The organism is Microbulbifer aggregans, from assembly GCF_001750105.1.
Taxonomy (GTDB): Bacteria; Pseudomonadota; Gammaproteobacteria; order Pseudomonadales; family Cellvibrionaceae; genus Microbulbifer; species Microbulbifer aggregans.
In genome coordinates this window covers 693,038-711,211 of sequence record NZ_CP014143.1, presented here as the reverse complement: position 1 = coordinate 711,211, position 18,174 = coordinate 693,038, and the positions used below count along the sequence as shown (strand labels likewise).

The following is an 18,174-nucleotide window of genomic DNA, read 5'->3' as shown; positions in this document are numbered from 1 at the left end:
CATCCATCTCAGGGAGAGAACAATGGTGAAGTTGATTTTGTGGTTGCTTGGCTTGGCAATTCTGGGGCTTTCTATCGCCGTCATTGTGCAGCCGCATCTGGCCAGAAATCTGAGCGAGCGGCTCAATGAAACCGGCTATGCGGTGTCCGCCTGGGGCCGTATCGTGGTCGGCCTTATCCTGTTGCTGATCGCTGATACCCGTGCGTGGAATATCCTCTTCAACGCGCTCGGTGTTCTGCTGGTGCTGGCCGGTGCCTATATGCTGTTTATCGGCTTCGAACGCAGTAAGGCACTGGCGATCAAGATCGCACACGGCAGCGAGAATTTCCTGCGGATCAGTGGGGCGGTCGGTGTACTGCTGGGGTTGCTGCTGCTCTCCGCCAGCTGAATGAGTGAGGCTGAAATGTTCGCGACGCAATTGGTGATTTTCGACTGTGATGGGGTACTGGTAGACAGCGAGACAATCGTCTGCCGTATTCTGGCCGAGGAAATGAACAAGCTCGGTATGCAGACCACCGCGGAAGAGCTGGATGAACAGTTCAGCGGTCGTCCGGCCAAAGATTGCCTGCTGGAAATCGAAACGCGCTATGGCGGCCCGCTGCCGGACAACTATTTCAGCAACACCGAGCGACGCATACGCGAGGCATTTCACGAGGAGCTGGAGCCCGTGGTGGGGATCGAAGACCTGCTCGATCACCTGCTGCAGTTGAACCTGCGCAGCTGCGTCGCCTCTTCGGGCTCCCATGACAAGATGCGCCTGACCCTGAACCGCACGGGTCTCTATGATTATTTCGATGGCCGCATCTTCAGTGTCGATGATGTCGGCCGCGGCAAACCCTGGCCGGACCTGTTCCTGCACGCGGCGCAGTCGATGAATGTCGAACCCCAGCACTGCCTGGTGGTGGAGGATTCCATCGCCGGAGTGAAAGCGGCTGTGGCTGCGGGGATGCCGGTTGTGGGTTTCAGCAATCATCCCCGCCGGGTGGGACAGCTCGAGGAGCAGGGAGCCATCGTGGTAAAGGATATGCTGGCGGTGCTGGATCACCTCTGAGTCGCTGATCGGCCCTACCTCCCTGCCTGGACACCTCAGTTCCTGTTGCCTCTGGCAACTCAGCGCGCGGGCATTTCTCCGTGTGTGATCTACAATGATTGCAACGCCACCCGAACAAAGCCACCACGGGAGATCCCGGTTATGGTGCCAAGTCGCTGTTCGCTCCTGCTCATCATCAGCCTGTTGCTGGCTGCTTGCTACGATGATCCCCACAAGAAATATGCCCTGACTCCCCCGGAAGCGGATCGTGGCCAGGGTGAACAGTCACTCACCTTTGGCGATGCCGTGGTGCGCTACCTGCGCGGTGGCTCAGAGGAAAACGAGTTTCTGCTGACCGTGGATTTTGAGCCCGGTGGTTCAACGCCAAACATGGAAACCATCGGTGATGTCGAGGCGCTGCTGGTGATCCTGCGGGACTTTCCGTCGGTAACCATTGTGATTGAGGGGCACACTGACAGCGAAGGGGAGCCAGAAAAAAACCAGCGCTTGTCTCAGTGGCGGGCGGAGTGGGTGAAAAACTTCCTCGTCGACCGCGGTATCGAGTCTGAGCGTGTTGTTGCCGAGGGGTTTGGCGATACGGTCCCCATTGCTGATAACAGCACGCCCCATGGACAGGAGAAAAATCGGCGGCTGGTGGTTCGTGTTGAAAAAGGAGGTGCTGAACCAGTCAAAGTCCAGCGGGGGATGGTCCCGGAGCAGAGAGGCTCCGGCACCAGCGGTGAGCAGCTCAGTCGAGACTGAGCGAGCGTAGAATCTCAGCGGTGGGATCCACCTGATTCATGGTATAGAAATGCAGTCCTGGCGCACCGCCTTCGAGCAGCGTTTCGCACAGGTCAGTTACCACTTCCAGCCCAAGCTTGCGGGTATCTTCCGGATTGCTGAAGCTCTCCATGCGCCGGCGCAGCCAGCGGGGAATCTCTGCTCCGCAGTTCTTTGAGAACCGCGCGAGGTTGGTGAAGTTGGTGATCGGCATGATGCCCGGATAGATCGGTGCGTCGATGCCGGCCTTTTCACACTGGTCCAAGAAGTAGAAATACGCATCCGGGTTGTAGAAATACTGAGTCAGCGCACTGTTGGCGCCCGCATCGAACTTCCCTTTCAGATAGCCGATATCAGCATCGTAATGCTCCGCTTCGGGGTGAATTTCCGGGTAGGCAGCGACTTCGAGGTGGAATTGATCGCCGGTATGGCGGCGGATAAAGGCCACCAGCTCATTGGCGTATACCAACTGTGCCACCGCGCCCATGCCGGAGGGCATATCGCCGCGCAGGGCGACAATGCGATCCACGCCCGCTTCCTGGTAGCGGTCCAGCAGTGCGAGTACGGTTTCTTCATCATCACCACCAAATGAGAGGTGCGGGGCAATGGAGATGCCGTCGCGGCGCAGATTCGTGACGATATCAGCGGTGGTCTCGCGGGTAGTACCGCCGGCACCGTAGGTGACGGAGAAGAACGCCGGCTGAAATTCCTGCAGAGTCTCGCGGGTCTTGTACAGCTTCTCCCGGCCCTCTGGCGTCTTGGGCGGGAAAAACTCGAAGCTGATGCGGGTATTATTTGTCATGGTAAATCGTCCAGTCCTCGAGGGGCTGGATTCCGCCCATCCCGGCGTGCCGGTTTGGCGGAATGACGACCTTTACCAGCATCGTCATGCCGGCGTGAGCCGGCATCCAGTCGCGGGGCAATCAGTACTTGTAACTCTCGGGCTTGTAAGGGCCGTCCACGGAAACGCCAATGTATTTGGCCTGGTCATCGGTCATGCGAGTAATGACGCCGTCGAAACCTTCTACCATGTAGCGGGCAACTTCCTCGTCCAGTTTTTTCGGCAGCACTTTGACGTACAGTGCGGAAACTTTCTGGTCTGCCGGCAACTCGGCGAACTTCTCCTGATACAGGTGAATCTGTGCCAGAACCTGGTTGGCGAAGGAGCCGTCCATGATGCGGCTCGGGTGACCGGTGGCGTTACCCAGGTTCACCAGGCGGCCTTCAGACAGCAGCAGCAGGTGATCGTTGGTTTCTGAGTTGCGCACGATCTTGTGCACCTGCGGCTTCACTTCCTGCCATTCCCAGTGTTTGCGCATATAGGCGGTATCGATCTCGTTGTCGAAGTGGCCGATATTGCACACCACGGCACCGCTTTTCAGTGCAGTCAGCATATGGGCATCACACACATTGGTGTTGCCGGTGGTGGTCACGATCAGGTCGGTATTGGCCAGCAGGTCTTTGTTGATGGATTCCGCCTTGCCGGTGTTGAGGCCGTCGATATAGGGGGAAACCAGCTCGAAGCCGTCCATGCAGGCCTGCATGGCGCAGATCGGGTCGACTTCGGAGACCTTCACAATCATGCCTTCCTGGCGCAGAGAGGCGGCGGACCCCTTGCCCACGTCACCATAGCCAATCACCAGCGCCTTCTTGCCGGACAGCAGGTGGTCGGTGGCGCGCTTGATGGCGTCGTTCAGGCTGTGACGGCAGCCGTACTTGTTGTCGTTCTTGCTCTTGGTGACGGAGTCGTTGACGTTGATCGCCGGCACTTTCAGTGTGCCCTCACGCAGCATGTCCTGCAGGCGGTGTACGCCGGTGGTGGTCTCTTCGCTGATGCCGTGGCACTGGTCGAGGATCTCCACGTACTTCCGGTGCAGCAGCTCGGTCAGGTCGCCACCGTCGTCGAGAATCATATTCGGCTGCCAGCCGGCTACGTCAGCACCGACGGTGCGCTCGAGGCACCACTCGTATTCCTCCTCGGTTTCACCCTTCCAGGCAAAGACCGGGATGCCGCGGGCGGCGATGGCCGCGGCGGCGTGGTCCTGGGTGGAGAAAATGTTGCAGGAAGACCAGCGCACTTCGGCACCCAGTGCCACCAGCGTTTCGATCAGCACCGCGGTCTGGATGGTCATATGGATGCAGCCCATGATGCGGGCGCCAGCCAGCGGCTGCTCGGCGTGATATTTCTCCCGCAGCGCCATCAGCGCCGGCATCTCACCTTCGGCGATTTCGATCTCGCGGCGCCCCCAGTCGGCCAGGTTGATGTCGGCGACCTTGAAGTCCTTGAATTCAGTGCTCATTTGATTCATTACAAACCTTGTTCGTTTTTTATTGCGCAGGCAGGGCCTGCGCGTGAGTTTCTGGTTTTTTGGCGATTACAGATCAGCGTGCGCGCGCAGCGCTTCCGCCTTGTCGGTCTTTTCCCACGGGAAGGCGGTGAATGTCTCACTGCGCTTTTCACCATTGCTGTCGGTCCACTCGTAGGTGTGCTCGAACGGCTCGCGACCGAAATGACCATAGGCCGCGGTCAGCTGGTACATCGGGTGCAGCAGGTCGAGAGCGCGGGAGATGGCATAGGGGCGCAGGTCGAAGTGCTCACGCACCAGTTCAATCAGCTTCTCTTCGCTCACCTTGCCGGTGCCGAACGTGTTGATGGAGACAGAAGTCGGCTCCGCGACACCGATGGCATAGGAAACCTGGATCTCGCAGCGATTGGCCAGGCCCGCAGCGACGATATTTTTCGCCACGTAACGACCCGCGTAGGCCGCGGAGCGGTCAACCTTTGATGGGTCCTTGCCGGAGAAGGCGCCGCCGCCGTGTCGGGCGGAGCCACCATAGGTATCCACGATGATCTTGCGACCGGTAAGGCCACAGTCGCCGACCGGACCGCCGATGACGAACTTGCCGGTGGGGTTGATGTGGTACTTGGTATCCGCATGGAGCCATTCGGCGGGCAGGGTGTGGTGCACGATCAGCTCCAGCACTGCCTCGCGCAGGTCCGCTTCGGACACATCCGGGTTGTGCTGGGTGGACAGTACCACGGCGTCGATGGCGCAGGGCTTGCCCTGGTCGTCGTAGCGGAAGGTGACCTGGCTCTTGGCGTCAGGGCGCAGCCATGGCAGCAGGCCGGATTTGCGCGCTTCCGCTTGGCGCTCCACCAGTCGGTGCGCATAGTAGATCGGTGCCGGCATGAAAGTCGGTGTTTCGTCGGTGGCATAGCCGAACATCAGGCCCTGGTCACCCGCACCCTGGTCTTCCGGTTTGGCACGGTCGACACCCTGGGCAATATCCATGGACTGCTTGCCGATCACATTGATCACGCCGCAGGTCTCACCGTCGTAGCCGACGTCGGAAGACGTGTAGCCGATATCGGTGATGACTTTGCGCACCAGGTCTTCCAGATCCACCCAGGCGGACGTGGAAATTTCACCGGCGATGACGGCGATGCCGGTTTTCACCAGGGTTTCACAGGCCACGCGGGCATGCTTGTCCCGGGCCAGCAGTGCGTCCAGTACCGCATCGGAAATCTGGTCAGCGATTTTGTCGGGGTGGCCTTCGGACACGGACTCCGAGGTAAACAGTCGGTATTCACTCATGAGGTGGTCTCCATTGATGTCGCCGCGGCGCTCCATTTATCCCGCAGTCGGCGGTGTTATAAATGTCGATCGGGTCAGTCTTTATGTCAGTTTTCCGGCTTATGCCGGTCTAAAAAAATAGTCGCTATCAGCGATTACGCACTGCGCGAAGATGTGGTTTCTGGTTTCAGGAATTCCCGGATCTGGATCTGAAAGCCGTTGCGCAGGGCGCTGTAGATGCTGCGCCCGTTTTCGAGCCCTGCTTGTTCGGACCAGCTGGAAAGTTGCTCCGGCGCAAAACCCAGCCACAGGTCTCCACAGGCGTCGCGGGCCCAGTCCTGCTCGTGGGCCTGAAGTTCTGCCACCAGCAGCTGCCCCCCGGGCTTTAACGCTGCTGACAGATCCCGAAAGATCTGTTCCGGCTCCGGCGTGTGATGCAACACCATGTTGACCACCACGCTGTCCGCACTGCCGGGACGTGAGGCCGCTTCCCGGGTATCGCCGTGCAGGAATTCGATATTGCCCAGGGTGTTGTCGCTGGCGAATTGCTGTGCTCGCTCCAGCATGGCGGAGGACAGGTCCAGCGCCGTCACGGTGTCGAAGCGCGGTGCCAGCTCGGCGAGAAACTCACCCTCGCCCGGTCCCACCTCCAGGGCGCTTTTGCCCGGTCGCAGCAACTGCGCGACCTGCGGGCCGTACACTTCATAGCCGGCGATCAGTTCCTGCTGTTCCCGGAAGCGGTTGCCGTAATCGGCAAAGAAGCGCCGCGATGCCTCCGCCCGCTCAGTGGCGATCTCCGCCACCGCACCTGCTCGCGCTTCGGGCAGCGGCAGGCTATCGAGGCTGGTAAACAGCGGTTCCAGGCCGTCGCCACTGCGACGGTAGAACAGGTTGTTACCCTCGCGCCGTTTACTCACCAGGCCTGCCTGGGCCAGCACCTTGAGGTGGTGGCTCAGCGCCGGCTGGCGCAGGTCAAAGATCCGGCACAGTTCCAGCACGCTGTAGGAGTCCTGGCTCAGCAGCCGCAGAATCTCCAGGCGCAAAGGATCCCCCGCCGCCTTCAGGCGCGAGGCCAGTTGCGGGATCTGGTCGCCAGACTGGGTGTCCGGCGTTGCGTGGGTAGCCTGGGATGATGACATGGCGGGGAGTCTAGCAGCGGTTGTCCGCTATATCAAAAACTTTTGATATAGCTGCATAAAAAACTTTTGATGCAGCTGTATCGTTTTGTGAGGCCGGCACTGGAGGCGACTTTGTTGCGTCCAAATGGCCATAAAGCGCCGCTGCCCTTTGCGTGGCAGCGGCGATTGCGGGAAAATACGCCTCCTTTTTCGAGACCGCAGGTCCAACCCTGACCGGCCGCCGGCAGCGAAAACGCAGCCGTGGCCTATCTTCAGGAAGAGCCTGGCCCCGCAAACAGACCCCAGAGAGTTGAGCCTTATGACCTCCCGTACCCCGTCTCGCACCGAGCTGGCCAATGCCGTTCGCGCCCTGTCCATGGATGCCGTGCAGAAAGCCAACAGTGGCCACCCCGGCGCCCCCATGGGCATGGCGGATATTGCTGAAGTCCTCTGGAACGACTACCTGAAGCACAATCCGGCCAATCCGGATTGGGCCGACCGCGACCGCTTCGTGCTGTCCAATGGTCACGGCTCCATGCTGCTCTACTCTCTGTTGCACCTGACCGGCTACGATCTGCCGATCGAAGAGCTGAAAAACTTCCGTCAGCTGCACTCCAAGACTCCGGGCCACCCGGAATACGGCTACGCGCCCGGCGTTGAGACCACGACCGGTCCGTTGGGTCAGGGCATCACCAATGCTGTTGGTATGGCACTGGCAGAGAAGGTAATGGCGGCGCAGTTCAACCGCCCCGGCTACGAGCTGGTGGATCACCACACCTACTGCTTCCTGGGTGATGGCTGCCTGATGGAGGGCATTTCCCATGAAGCCTGTTCCCTGGCTGGAACCCTGGGCCTCGGCAAGCTGATCGCCTTCTATGACGACAACGGCATCTCCATTGATGGTGAAGTGCAGGGCTGGTTCACCGATGACACGCCCAAGCGATTCGAGTCCTACGGCTGGCACGTAATTGCCGGAGTGGACGGGCATGACTCTGCCGCCATTAAGGCTGCCATCGAAGAGGCCCGCGCCGAGAGCGAAAAGCCCACCCTGATCTGCTGCAAGACCGTGATCGGTTTCGGTTCCCCGAACAAGCAGGGCCGCGAGGAGTGTCACGGCGCACCGCTGGGCGAGGACGAAATCGCTTTGGTACGTGAAACCATCAACTGGAACTACGCGCCTTTCGAAGTCCCGGTAGAGATCTACGAAGGCTGGAATGCCCGTGGCAAAGGTGAGGCGCAGGAAGAAGAGTGGCGCGATATCTTCGCCGACTACCAGGAGGAGTTCCCGGAGCTGGCGGCAGAGTTCGAACGCCGCATGAGCGGCGAGCTGCCGGGCGACTTCCTTGCCAAAGCGGACCAGTACATCAAGCAGTGCCAGCAGGATGCGGAGAAGGTCGCCTCCCGTAAGGCCAGCCAGAATTCCCTGAATGCGTACGGCCCGCTGCTGCCGGAATTCCTCGGCGGCTCCGCTGACCTGGCCGGCTCCAACCTCACCATCTGGTCCGACTCCAAAGGCGTGACCAAAGAGGACGCATCCGGCAACTACGTCTACTACGGTGTGCGCGAATTCGGTATGAGCGCCATCATGAACGGCATCGCCCTGCACGGCGGCTTTGTCCCCTACGGTGCTACCTTCCTGATGTTTATGGAGTACGCCCGCAACGCAGTGCGCATGGCGGCACTGATGAAGCAGCGCGTCATCTTCGTTTACACCCACGACTCCATCGGCCTGGGCGAGGACGGCCCTACCCACCAGCCAGTCGAGCAGCTGACAGCCCTGCGCTCCACGCCCAACCTGCACACCTGGCGTCCCTGTGATGCCACCGAATCTGCAGTGAGCTGGAAAATGGCCGTTGCCCGTGCCGATGGCCCCGCAGCCCTGATCTTCAGCCGCCAGGGCTTGGCCCCGCAGGCGCGTAACGATGCACAGCTGCAGCAGATCGAGCGCGGTGGCTATGTGCTGGCGGACTGCGAAGGTGCACCAGAAGCGATCATCATCGCCACCGGCTCTGAAGTGGAACTGGCTGTTGAAGCGAAGAAGCAGCTCTCCGATCGCAAGATCCGCGTGGTCTCCATGCCCTGCGCCGAGGCGTTTATGGAGCAGGACGAGGCCTACCGTGAATCCGTGCTGCCCTCTAACGTCCGTGCACGCGTAGCGGTCGAGGCGGCACACCGCGATTACTGGTACAAGTTTGTCGGCTTCGATGGCGACATCATTGGCATGAGCAGCTTCGGTGAGTCCGCGCCGGGTGGCGAGCTGATGAAGGAGTTCGGCTTTACCGTCGACAACGTCGTCGCTTCTGTCGAAAAACTGTTGAAGTAAACCACCGTTGATTCTGGACGCCGGCTCATGCCAGCGTGATGCAACCTCACTATATTGAGTCGTCATCCCGGCACAGGCCGGGATTCAGGATCTGGAGCCAAGATGTAATGCCGAAGCTGGCCGATACGCAATGACCATCAGACTTGCCATCAACGGCTATGGCCGCATCGGCCGCTCCGTCCTGCGCGCGCTCTATGAGTCAGGTGCGCGGGACAAGCTACAGATCGTTGCCATCAACGAGCTGGCCGACTGCGCCACCATTGCCCACCTGACCAAGTACGATTCCGTGCATGGCCGTTTTGGCGGTGAGGTGTCCAGCGAAGACGACACGCTGATCGTCAACGGCGACCGGATTGCCATCACCCACTTCGAGCAGCTCGAGGAGCTGGACTGGTCCAGAGAGCGAGTGGACATCGTTCTGGAGTGCACAGGCAGCTTTACCGAGCGGAAGCGGGCAGAATTACACTTGCAGGCCGGGGCCAAAAAGGTGCTCTTCTCCCAGCCCGCCAGCCGCGATGTGGATGCCACCATCGTCCACGGCGTCAACGACCATGTGCTGACAGGTGAGGAGACCATTGTCTCTGCAGCTTCCTGTACCACCAACTGCAGCGTGCCCGTTATCGCCGCGCTGGATAGAGCTTTCGGCATCGATGCCGGTGTGATTACCACCATCCACTCGGCCATGAATGACCAGCCGGTGAGTGATGCCTACCACCACACCGACCTGCGTAAGACCCGCTCCGCGGTCACTTCCATCATTCCCGTGGATACCGGGCTCGCCCGCGGTATCGAGCGCATCCTTCCGGAACTCGGCGGGCGCTTCGAGGCTCAGGCCATGCGCGTGCCTACGGTTAATGTCTCCGCGATTGATCTCTCCGTGCAGTTGCATCGGGATGTCACCCAGGCCGAGGTCAACGCGGTGCTGGCAAAAGCGGCGGACAGCGACTTTGCGGGTGTGCTCGGTTACACGGAAGAGCCCCTCGCTTCCTGCGACTACAACCACGATCCCCGTTCCGGCACTGTCGATGCCAGCCAGACGCGCGTCGCTGGTGGTAAGTTGGTGAAGGTCCTGATCTGGTTCGATAACGAGTGGGGCTTTGCCAACCGGATGCTGGATGTGGCCAGAGCGCTGCACAAGTAGGTGTAAACTTACAATCGCTTCCCTTGCTCTCCGTAACCGCGAGCAATTTCAGTGAAGATCTATCTCCTCACCCATGAACGCGAACTTCATCGCCCCACGAATACTGGTGCAATAGCCATAACTGCCGGAGCGTCGCTGGTACGGCGTGTAATTTGGGAGCGCAAACAGCCCGATGTCGAACTAAAGAAACTTGTGGCAACCGGCTCTGCAGCATTGGTTTATCCAGCTGAAGAATCCGATCCGCAGCCTCTCGATCCAACCGCATTCGATAACTTTATCCTGCTGGACGGAACCTGGCAGGAGGCGCGCAAGATTTTCAATCGCACGCCTTACCTGAAAACAGCCCCGAGAGTCAGCTTGCAACCAGAAAGTTCCTCTAATTATCAGCTGAGAAGAAACCAGCTTCAGGGGGGTCTCTGTACTGCGGAGTGCGTGGTCGAGTTGCTACGTGTTAAGGGGTACAGGGAAGTGGCAGGGGATATTGAAGCGCGTTTCTATGAATTTAATCGTCGTTGACAGGCTGATTTTCGGGTAGTGGCGCTACGGCAACTGAGCGGTTAGTCTTGCTGGACGATGCCCGCGTGGCAATAACAATAATGCAGTGAGGAAATCATGCGACCCGGAATACCCACCCTGACAATGATATGTCGCTCGGCCCTGGCGTTGTTGGCCGGCTTTGCGATGTCCGTGAATGCTGCCGAGTTCTCGACTGGTCCGGTGATCGAGGGTTATGGACCTGTAGCGAATATAAAACAGACCAGGCCGCTTTCTGGCCAGGAGAGCTTCAAGGTCGCTTTCGATGCGGCCGAAGCAGGCGGTCAGGAAAAAGCAAACCGCAAGTTCGAAAGTCTGGCTCGATTCCTCAATATGCAAGCACGGGCCGGTATCGATCCGAAACAGATTCAGTTGGCACTGGTGGTGCACGGAAAGGCGGGCTTTGATCTTTTGAACGAGGCTGCATACAAGGAAAAGTTTGGCGGCGTTAACCCTAATGCGCCGCTGCTTGCCAAGCTGGCGGAAAACAATGTTCGTGTGATTATCTGTGGGCAATCTGCCGCCTACCACGAAATTGACGCCGAAGACCTCTTCCCGAATGTCGAGGTGGCGCTTTCTGCCATGACAGCCCATGCACTGCTACAGCAGCAGGGTTATACGGTGAATCCTTTCTAGTCTTTGCTCTGCTCATTTTGTTGGTGTCCCGGTCCTGGAGCCCTCGCGCTAGAGCACCTGCGAGTTTCCAGGAGGCAGGACTAAAAAAACCGGCGCTGTGGCCGGTTTTTTTTGCTGTTGATCGAGAACGGTGACGCTACGATCCGGTAGCCTGCCGGATTGCAGTGAAATCGGGCTCTGCCGGGCGCTTGCGTTTCAGTTCGTGTTGATAGATGAAGCTGCCCAGCTCGCGTAAAAAGGGTTTAGCGATCTCGTCAATCTGGTATTCGTCATCATTCAGGGTGTCGTTCTCATTGGCATAGATCACTGCCGAGAGGAAAAACTCCACCTCGTTCTCAAGGTCGACGATATAAGCGGCATCGATGACATGCCCATAGGCCCAACCGGTTTTGTTGAAAAGCCTGATATGCCCGGGAACTTCTCGGGGTTCTCCCCCAAACATCAGAAACTTTGAATAATTGTCTGGATACTCTTTCGGGGCGTATCGCGGGCTGATACTTTCTGGCGGCAGAATCGACATATAGCGTAAAACCAGCGCGCGATCTTCCGGGCGCAGATTGAATCGCTGTTGTGGAGGAAACAGCTGTGGAAAGATCAGCCGTTTGATGACGCCATTGAGATCCGTGAGAGTCAGGCGGTTCTTGGTTGTAAAATCCATCGGTGATTCGATGCGTTCACCTGCGGAGATATAGGCCTTCCCTAACTTGGGGCGCGCGGTATTGATATATTGGTTTTCACTGTGTCGTGCCGGTAATGACAGTAGGATATCCCCCCCGGCATCGACAAAGCGAATCGGGTTGTAGTGGCGATTTTCTTTCTCTGACATCCGCGTGCTGAGTCGGTGATTGATCAGCGTATGCGTCAGCCCTTTCTCCGCCAGCTTCTGATGGATGTAGTCCTGGCCGAGCAATTCATACAGGCGGTTGCTGGCATCGTTATCACTGACCAAAAGAATTTTCTTTATGTAATGCGCGATGCTTGGGATTCCACTCTCAGCGGAAGTGTCCTGGTGTGCCGCAGTCTGGAACGGCGTGGCCGCATCAGTCAGCATGGCAGTCCCGGAGGTCAAGCCGTCAATCTTCTGCTCCGCCAGCCACTCTAGCGCTAGTAGCGAGATGGGCAGTTTTACCGTGCTCGCGGGGTAGAAGTAACGGTTTGGATCCAGTCCGTAGTGGTACTCACGGAGTACGGGCTGGTTGTCCTGGTCTCGGTCGACCTGGGTATAGAGAATCTGGACTCGGTAGGGCTCCGGGTTGGCCATGACGGCGGTCAGGGTCGGGTATTGGTTGCCGGCACCGGCCAACCACTCAATGATTGATTTGCATCTGTCTTGGGGCGCTGGTGAGACACAATCGGCCGTGGCCGCCATTGGCCCCCCAGAACAGAGTAGCAGCAGTAGAAAACGGCGTATATTCACAGTCTGCACCTTTTTTGAGTTGTCGGCTGATCATATCGAGCCACCATGGGCAAAACAAACCGCATACCGTGAGGGCAACACCCAATACCCAAGTTGGCCGCTTGCCAGGAACAGGCCGCATCCGGCTACGTCGCGACAGCTGTAAATATTGTCGTGGCAAGATATCGCCCACCAAACCACATGCTGGTTTCATTTCTCCTGTAAAAGGTATTATTCGCAGCCTCTGCATCACTATATGGGCGTAGCTCTCAGCAAGAGCTGGAGTTACTTATTCATCTGTCTGTCTCGGTGCTCCATCCGCTGTTGAAGCGGCACTTTTTCCTAGATAGAGATTGCCGTTCATGTGTTGTTCCTGACTGCCCATCGCTGCACCCGATAGTTCCCATCACTGTCTTTTGGTGACAACCGGGTACCCTGCCTGAGCCAGTGTCATTCCCGGATTGCTGAGTTATTTTGCCGGCTCGCTTCAGCATGTCCGTTCAAATTCCCCACTGGTCCATCGCAAAGTGGCAACGCGCCAGTATGCTTCCCGGGTAAGCCTTTATGGGGTTTGAGCGCGCTGCCAGACTGTCTTTGCACTACTCGTTATAGCAACCAACGATAACCAATGAGAGTGCAGTCATCATGAGAACATTATTTTCCCTCAGGCTATTCACCGTTATTGCTTTTGTTTTTACCGCTGGCGTTACGAGTGCCAATGAATTTCAAAGTGGGCTACAGAGCACACTGGAGAGAGAATTTTCCCGATTGAAGGGGGTGCCCGGTGTGGCAGTTGGCGTGGCAACTCCCGACCAGGGAACAGTCTTTGCCGGGGCAGGGGTAGGTAACACCCTGACAGGCAGTCCGGTATCTGCTGCTGATCAGTTTCGCATTGCGAGTATCAGCAAAGTATTTACTGGCGCAATGGTGCTTAAGCTACAGGAGCAGGGTTATCTCAATATCGATGACAGATTGATCGATCATCTATTTATTCCTGGGCTCCCCTACGGCGATGTCATGACCATTCGCCAGCTCCTGAATCACTCCGCGGGTGTCTACGACCACATCAATGGCAGCAATAACTTCTGGAGCCTGGCTCTGGACGACCCCTACCGGATCTGGGATTCCTCAGAGATCGTGCAATATGCGATCGACGGCGGTGCGCTGGCTGCACCAGGCACTGCTTACAACTATTCGAATACCGGGACTTATATTCTGGGTATGCTGATCGAAGCAAAGACCGGATTGTCTCTCTCGGCCGCGGTCGACCAGATGGTATCGGTTCCCCTGCAGCTGCCGGGTCTGTTTCTGGATGACTGGAGTAACCCCCAACAGAAGATAGTCGGACTTGCCGAGAATGATCGTGCCTATGAATTCCACAAGAGCGGGATCGGCGCGGCAGGGGCGATGGTCGCTCCGGCAGAGCAGTTGGCCGCATTCGGTCGCTCCGTTTACGGTGCCAATTTCCTACCATCAGAACTGACCGAAATGATGACTGCCCCTTCCCTCAGGAATAGTAGCTATGGCCTCACCACTCGGATCTGGTCTGAAGCGACGTATGGCTATCTACACTTTGGCCATACGGGCACGCTTTCGGGTTACAGCAGTATCCTGATGTACGTTCCGGATCAGGATGTTGCGATCGGCATTCTCAGTAATGGCTATGCCAGAAGTTCGTCGAGCTGGTACACGTTGATTGATGAGATTTTCAATTACGTGACCTCCTGGTATGCCAGCAATGGCAGCGGTGCTTGTACCATTCCAGAGGCCGACGACATCATCATCGATAATGCTGATACTGCTATGAACGTGAGCGGTAGCTGGCAGACGGATTCAAGGGGCAAGAAGCACTATGGTGCCGACTACTTGACGGACGGCAATGCCCAGAAAGGTGAGCTGGTAGCCAGCTATCAGTTTTCTGCCCCGGGAGCCGGCGTCTGGGAGCTGATGGAATACCATCCCGCGTCTCGCGACCAGGCTACCCAGACACCGGTGACTGTCATTGTTTCAGGCGGTGCGCAGTCGTTCGTGATTGACCAGAGTGCTGCGGGAAGTAGCTGGAATAGTCTGGGTCAAATCTCACTCTTGGCAGGGCAAGATCTCGAAGTAGCACTCTCGAACAATGGAACAGATGGCACCGTGGTTGCGGATGCGTTCCGCTTGCGCTTCAGCGCCTGCCCTGAATAAGAGTCCAATGCCTTTATGCTGGCTGCAGGTGTGGCTAGAAGGCCCCACCTGCGTTGTCCGCCCTTCCGCTAGCGAAGGGCGATGCCAGAGGCTGTCAGGCAGGGCAGTCCAAAGAGCCGATGATCGAACCTCACTTCAAGCCGCGGTAGCCATTGGCCAACCTGGGCCTTTGTCGCTCCCGCCGGTCGTACAGATTCTCTCTGGTCTCCGGGGCTCAAGAGTGTTGAGGGCACTTATTCGAAGGTTGGTGCAGGGAGGAATCTGTACCGACCTGCCGGCTCAGTCCTGCGGGCGATGCGGTGGATGCTCTGGATGGTAATCATTCCTTTCCATGACGACCCGGCGCCCCCTGCTAAAACTGCCAATTTGATGAAAAGCACGACAAATTATTCTCCTTTGGCGCCATAGAATGAATAATTCTTGACTGCGCGAATATTGAGGAATAGTTTATTTTGCTCCGGGCGGATTAGTTCGGCTGCCCTCGCAAAACTACATAAAAAGCGGAGTAGTCCATGAACAAACTGCAACGTGCGATTCGTCTCGCAAATTATTCCCTGTTAACCATCGGTACGCTGGCCGCCCTGCCGGCGTTTGCGCAAACTAATGCCTCCACTGCGCCTTCCGGCGAGGCAATCGAGGAAGTCGAAGTTACTGGTTACCGGGGCTCGGTAAAGAAAAGCCTCGATATCAAGCGCAACGCGGATGCCATGGTGGACGCCATTTCCGCCGAGGACGTGGGCAAGTTCCCTGACCAGACCGTTGCGGACGCACTGCAGCGGGTGGCGGGTGTATCGGTAGAGAAGTCTGAAGGCGAGGCTGACCGTGTCAGCATCCGCGGCACAGCACCGCACCTCAATATGACCTTATTCAACGGTCAGCATGTGGCGACGGCCGAAGCTTCGGCGAGCGTGCTCAACCCTCCCAGCCGCAGTTTCAATTACTCGCTGCTGCCCTCAGAGCTGATTGACACGCTCGAGGTACACAAGTCCGCTCAGGCAAAGATTGAAGAGGGCTCCGTTGGCGGCACAGTGATCGTCAAGACGCGCTCCCCACTTGAAACTGAATCCAACCACATCGCCTTCTCAGTGAAGAATATGTACCAGGAAGCGAGCGGCGAAAATAGCCCGTCGCTCTCCGGCTTCTATAACTGGAAAAATGAAGCTGGGGATTTTGGTTTCAATCTGGGCTATGTGCGCAAGGATAACCGTATCCAGCGGGATACAAATGGCCTCGGCTATCAGGGTTACCAGCCAGTTAATGATGCAGATGGGAACCTGCAGTATTACTTGCCGAATAATATTCGATCGACCCGCTACCGCTCTGAAAAGGACCTGTCGACGACTACCGCCAACTTCGAGTGGCAGGCCAGTGATAGCCTGAATATCGAGTTCACCAACCTGTTCTCGCAGGTGGATCGGATGAACCAGTCGATCACCAACGGCGTCCGTACCTTAGGCGCATCAGCTGGTGCCGGTGTTGAAAACCCGGTGATGGTTGATGGCGTACTTGTGGCTGGCTCTCTTTCCGCGGACGCCAACAGTGGACGTGAACTGGAGGAATCCTGGTACAGCACCAATAACAATACCGGTGGTTACGAGACCCGGGCGCATAATCTGAAACTCGAATACGAGGGTGTCGGCTATACGCTGATGGCACAGTTGGGAACTACAGCTGCTAAAGGTGATATCCTCGACGACCAGATTGAATTCGAGGCCAGTACCGATGCCTCATTCGATCTGCGCGGTGAGCCTACCTATGCCTTCAACAGTGCAGTTGCTCCATCCGACTACGCTACGATGTACACCCATCGGAATATCTTCGATAACTCCGAGAAAGAGAACTATGCACAGGTTGACCTGAACCTGGAGCTGGACAACCAGTGGTTCACCTCCGTCGACATTGGCGCTAAGTATCGTGATCACAACAAGGACTCCAACCTCCACAAAGACGTCTGGATTGTATTCCTCGACCCCTGGATCACCACACTTGATAACTATGCGAATGGTGCCGTAGCCGGTGACTTCAAGGGGTCCAGCGACTCGCAGCAGGGGCTGTTTGAATTCAACTATGCAAACTGGAAGGACTGGACCGAGGCTACTCCTACTTATCGCTCAAACTATCGTCCGGATTACAGCTTCGAACTCCAGGAGCAGGTTACGAGCGCCTATGTTCAGGGCAATTTCGACTACGAAAATCTTCACGGTAATGTCGGCCTGCGCTATGCCAAGACCACCGGTACCAGTATTGGCTTCCAGCTCTTCAAGCCGGTTTCCTGGAATCCCGATACCTGGACCATGACACCAGCAGAGATCGATAACGATTACGATAATGTGTTGCCAAGCATGAACCTGGCTTACGACATCAGCGATGATGTGGTGATGCGCTTCGCTGCAGCCAAGGTCCTGTCACGTCCGGATTACGACAACTTGAAGATGACCCGAGGCTTTGCCAACAGTATCTGGGTGCCAGGGTATGATGGTTTCGGCAGTGGTGGTAACCCAGATCTTGAGCCCTATCGCGCCACCCAGTATGACCTCTCGACTGAATACTACTTCACCGAGTCTTCGATCGTATCCGTTGCCTACTTCTACAAGGATATCGACACTTACATCGATACTGCCGACGTTGGGGAGGACCTCATCGGCGAGGATGGGCCGGGATATTACCGCATCACCATCCCTGTTAATGGCATCGGCGGGGTCAATCAGGGTATAGAGCTGAACTTACAGCATGACTTTGGCAACGGTTTTGGTGTGCTGGCGAACTACACATACTCCGATGCCGATATGCTGGAGACGGAGGAAGAGCGGGCAGCTGGTATCGAAAAGCAATTGCCGGCCAACTCCAAGGATACCTATAACCTCACTGCGTACTATGAGGACTATGGCGTATCCGCGCGTCTGGCCTACAACTATCGCTCGCGCTACTACACCGGTACCAGGCGCAATGAACTGGATCAGTATCGCGATGGCTACGGACAGTTGGACGCCAACCTCTCCTACCAGCTGACGGACAATGTATCGCTCGTCATGAACCTGTTGAATCTCACCGATGAGGAGCAATCCATCGAGTGGGGTGAGCAGGGATTGCCGGGTGATGTTCACCAATTCGGCCGCCGTATCTTTGCCGGAGTCTCGGCAAAATTCTAATCATCTCTCCTCGTTGATGGTCGTAGCTTGGCCGGCACCCTTGGGTGCCGGCTTTTTTGATTTCCTCTTCCCAGTTACCTGCGGGAGTACACTGATCTAAATCCATAGTGCGCTTTAACTGAAACGCAAAGCCAACATCGGTCCAATTTTTTGATCGGTGGGTGAGGGCAAAATGGCAATTATTGCCCATGCCTGGTTGGGGCGAAGATGGTGGAAAATTTAGGCGCCTAAAGCATCATTTGTAGAAATAGGATGCGAGATGAATCACAAACTAATTTTAGGGGTATAAGCAAAGTTGTAGTAAT

General features: G+C 57.1%; 14 protein-coding genes. 9 read left to right on the top strand and 5 right to left on the bottom strand.

Annotated features, from left to right (window positions below):
* Positions 1-22 precede the first annotated feature (22 nt).
* From AUP74_RS03015 to AUP74_RS03005, 3 genes are all read left to right on the top strand, one after another.
* Entirely contained in the window at positions 23-388 is a 366-nt protein-coding gene (locus AUP74_RS03015; protein ID WP_069946261.1) for a hypothetical protein, read from the top strand.
* Between the two features lie 15 nt (positions 389-403).
* Positions 404-1,051 (top strand): HAD family hydrolase, encoded by a 648-nt coding sequence (locus AUP74_RS03010; protein ID WP_069948677.1) that lies wholly within the window; start codon positions 404-406, stop codon positions 1,049-1,051.
* A 141-nt stretch (positions 1,052-1,192) separates the two neighbouring features.
* Complete coding sequence (locus tag AUP74_RS03005; protein WP_069946260.1) at positions 1,193-1,792, top strand: OmpA family protein; 600 nt, start codon at positions 1,193-1,195, stop codon at positions 1,790-1,792.
* On the opposite strand, the gene metF is transcribed toward AUP74_RS03005, so the two are convergent.
* The 4 genes from metF to AUP74_RS02985 form a co-directional block, all read right to left on the bottom strand.
* A complete protein-coding gene (metF, locus tag AUP74_RS03000; RefSeq protein WP_069946259.1) occupies positions 1,779-2,612 on the bottom strand; it encodes a methylenetetrahydrofolate reductase [NAD(P)H] in 834 nt (277 codons plus the stop codon). The two genes, AUP74_RS03005 and metF, sit on opposite strands and share 14 nt — an antisense overlap.
* A gap of 121 nt (positions 2,613-2,733) precedes the next feature.
* Positions 2,734-4,110: an adenosylhomocysteinase gene (gene ahcY, locus AUP74_RS02995; protein WP_069948676.1), complete on the bottom strand. Its 1,377-nt coding sequence runs from the start codon at positions 4,108-4,110 to the stop codon at positions 2,734-2,736.
* 75 nt (positions 4,111-4,185) lie between these two features.
* A complete protein-coding gene (gene metK, locus AUP74_RS02990; protein ID WP_069948675.1) occupies positions 4,186-5,406 on the bottom strand; it encodes a methionine adenosyltransferase in 1,221 nt (406 codons plus the stop codon).
* A 134-nt stretch (positions 5,407-5,540) separates the two neighbouring features.
* Positions 5,541-6,524 carry a metalloregulator ArsR/SmtB family transcription factor gene (locus AUP74_RS02985; RefSeq protein ID WP_069946258.1) on the bottom strand — a complete coding sequence of 328 codons (984 nt, stop codon included), beginning with the start codon at positions 6,522-6,524 and terminating at the stop codon, positions 5,541-5,543.
* A 298-nt stretch (positions 6,525-6,822) separates the two neighbouring features.
* On the opposite strand from AUP74_RS02985, the gene tkt reads away from it, so the two are divergent.
* The 4 genes from tkt (at position 6,823) to AUP74_RS02965 (ending at position 11,137) form a co-directional block, all read left to right on the top strand.
* Entirely contained in the window at positions 6,823-8,826 is a 2,004-nt protein-coding gene (tkt, locus tag AUP74_RS02980) for a transketolase (RefSeq protein WP_069946257.1), read from the top strand.
* A 130-nt stretch (positions 8,827-8,956) separates the two neighbouring features.
* The gene (gene gap, locus AUP74_RS02975; protein ID WP_069946256.1) at positions 8,957-9,967 is read left to right on the top strand and encodes a type I glyceraldehyde-3-phosphate dehydrogenase; all 1,011 of its coding nucleotides are present in this window, start codon (positions 8,957-8,959) and stop codon (positions 9,965-9,967) included.
* 51 nt (positions 9,968-10,018) lie between these two features.
* On the top strand, positions 10,019-10,483 hold the full coding sequence (locus tag AUP74_RS02970) for a tRNA-uridine aminocarboxypropyltransferase (RefSeq protein WP_158514531.1): 465 nt from the start codon (positions 10,019-10,021) through the stop codon (positions 10,481-10,483).
* Positions 10,484-10,579: 96 nt separating this feature from the next.
* A complete protein-coding gene (locus AUP74_RS02965) occupies positions 10,580-11,137 on the top strand; it encodes a DsrE family protein (RefSeq protein WP_226999876.1) in 558 nt (185 codons plus the stop codon).
* A gap of 136 nt (positions 11,138-11,273) precedes the next feature.
* On the opposite strand, the gene AUP74_RS02960 is transcribed toward AUP74_RS02965, so the two are convergent.
* A complete protein-coding gene (locus tag AUP74_RS02960; RefSeq protein ID WP_083260788.1) occupies positions 11,274-12,506 on the bottom strand; it encodes a serine hydrolase in 1,233 nt (410 codons plus the stop codon).
* A gap of 672 nt (positions 12,507-13,178) precedes the next feature.
* Here AUP74_RS02960 and AUP74_RS02955 point away from each other — a divergent pair.
* On the top strand, positions 13,179-14,720 hold the full coding sequence (locus tag AUP74_RS02955; RefSeq protein ID WP_083260787.1) for a serine hydrolase: 1,542 nt from the start codon (positions 13,179-13,181) through the stop codon (positions 14,718-14,720).
* 512 nt (positions 14,721-15,232) lie between these two features.
* On the top strand, positions 15,233-17,869 hold the full coding sequence (locus tag AUP74_RS02950) for a TonB-dependent receptor (RefSeq protein WP_069946251.1): 2,637 nt from the start codon (positions 15,233-15,235) through the stop codon (positions 17,867-17,869).
* Positions 17,870-18,174 lie beyond the last annotated feature (305 nt).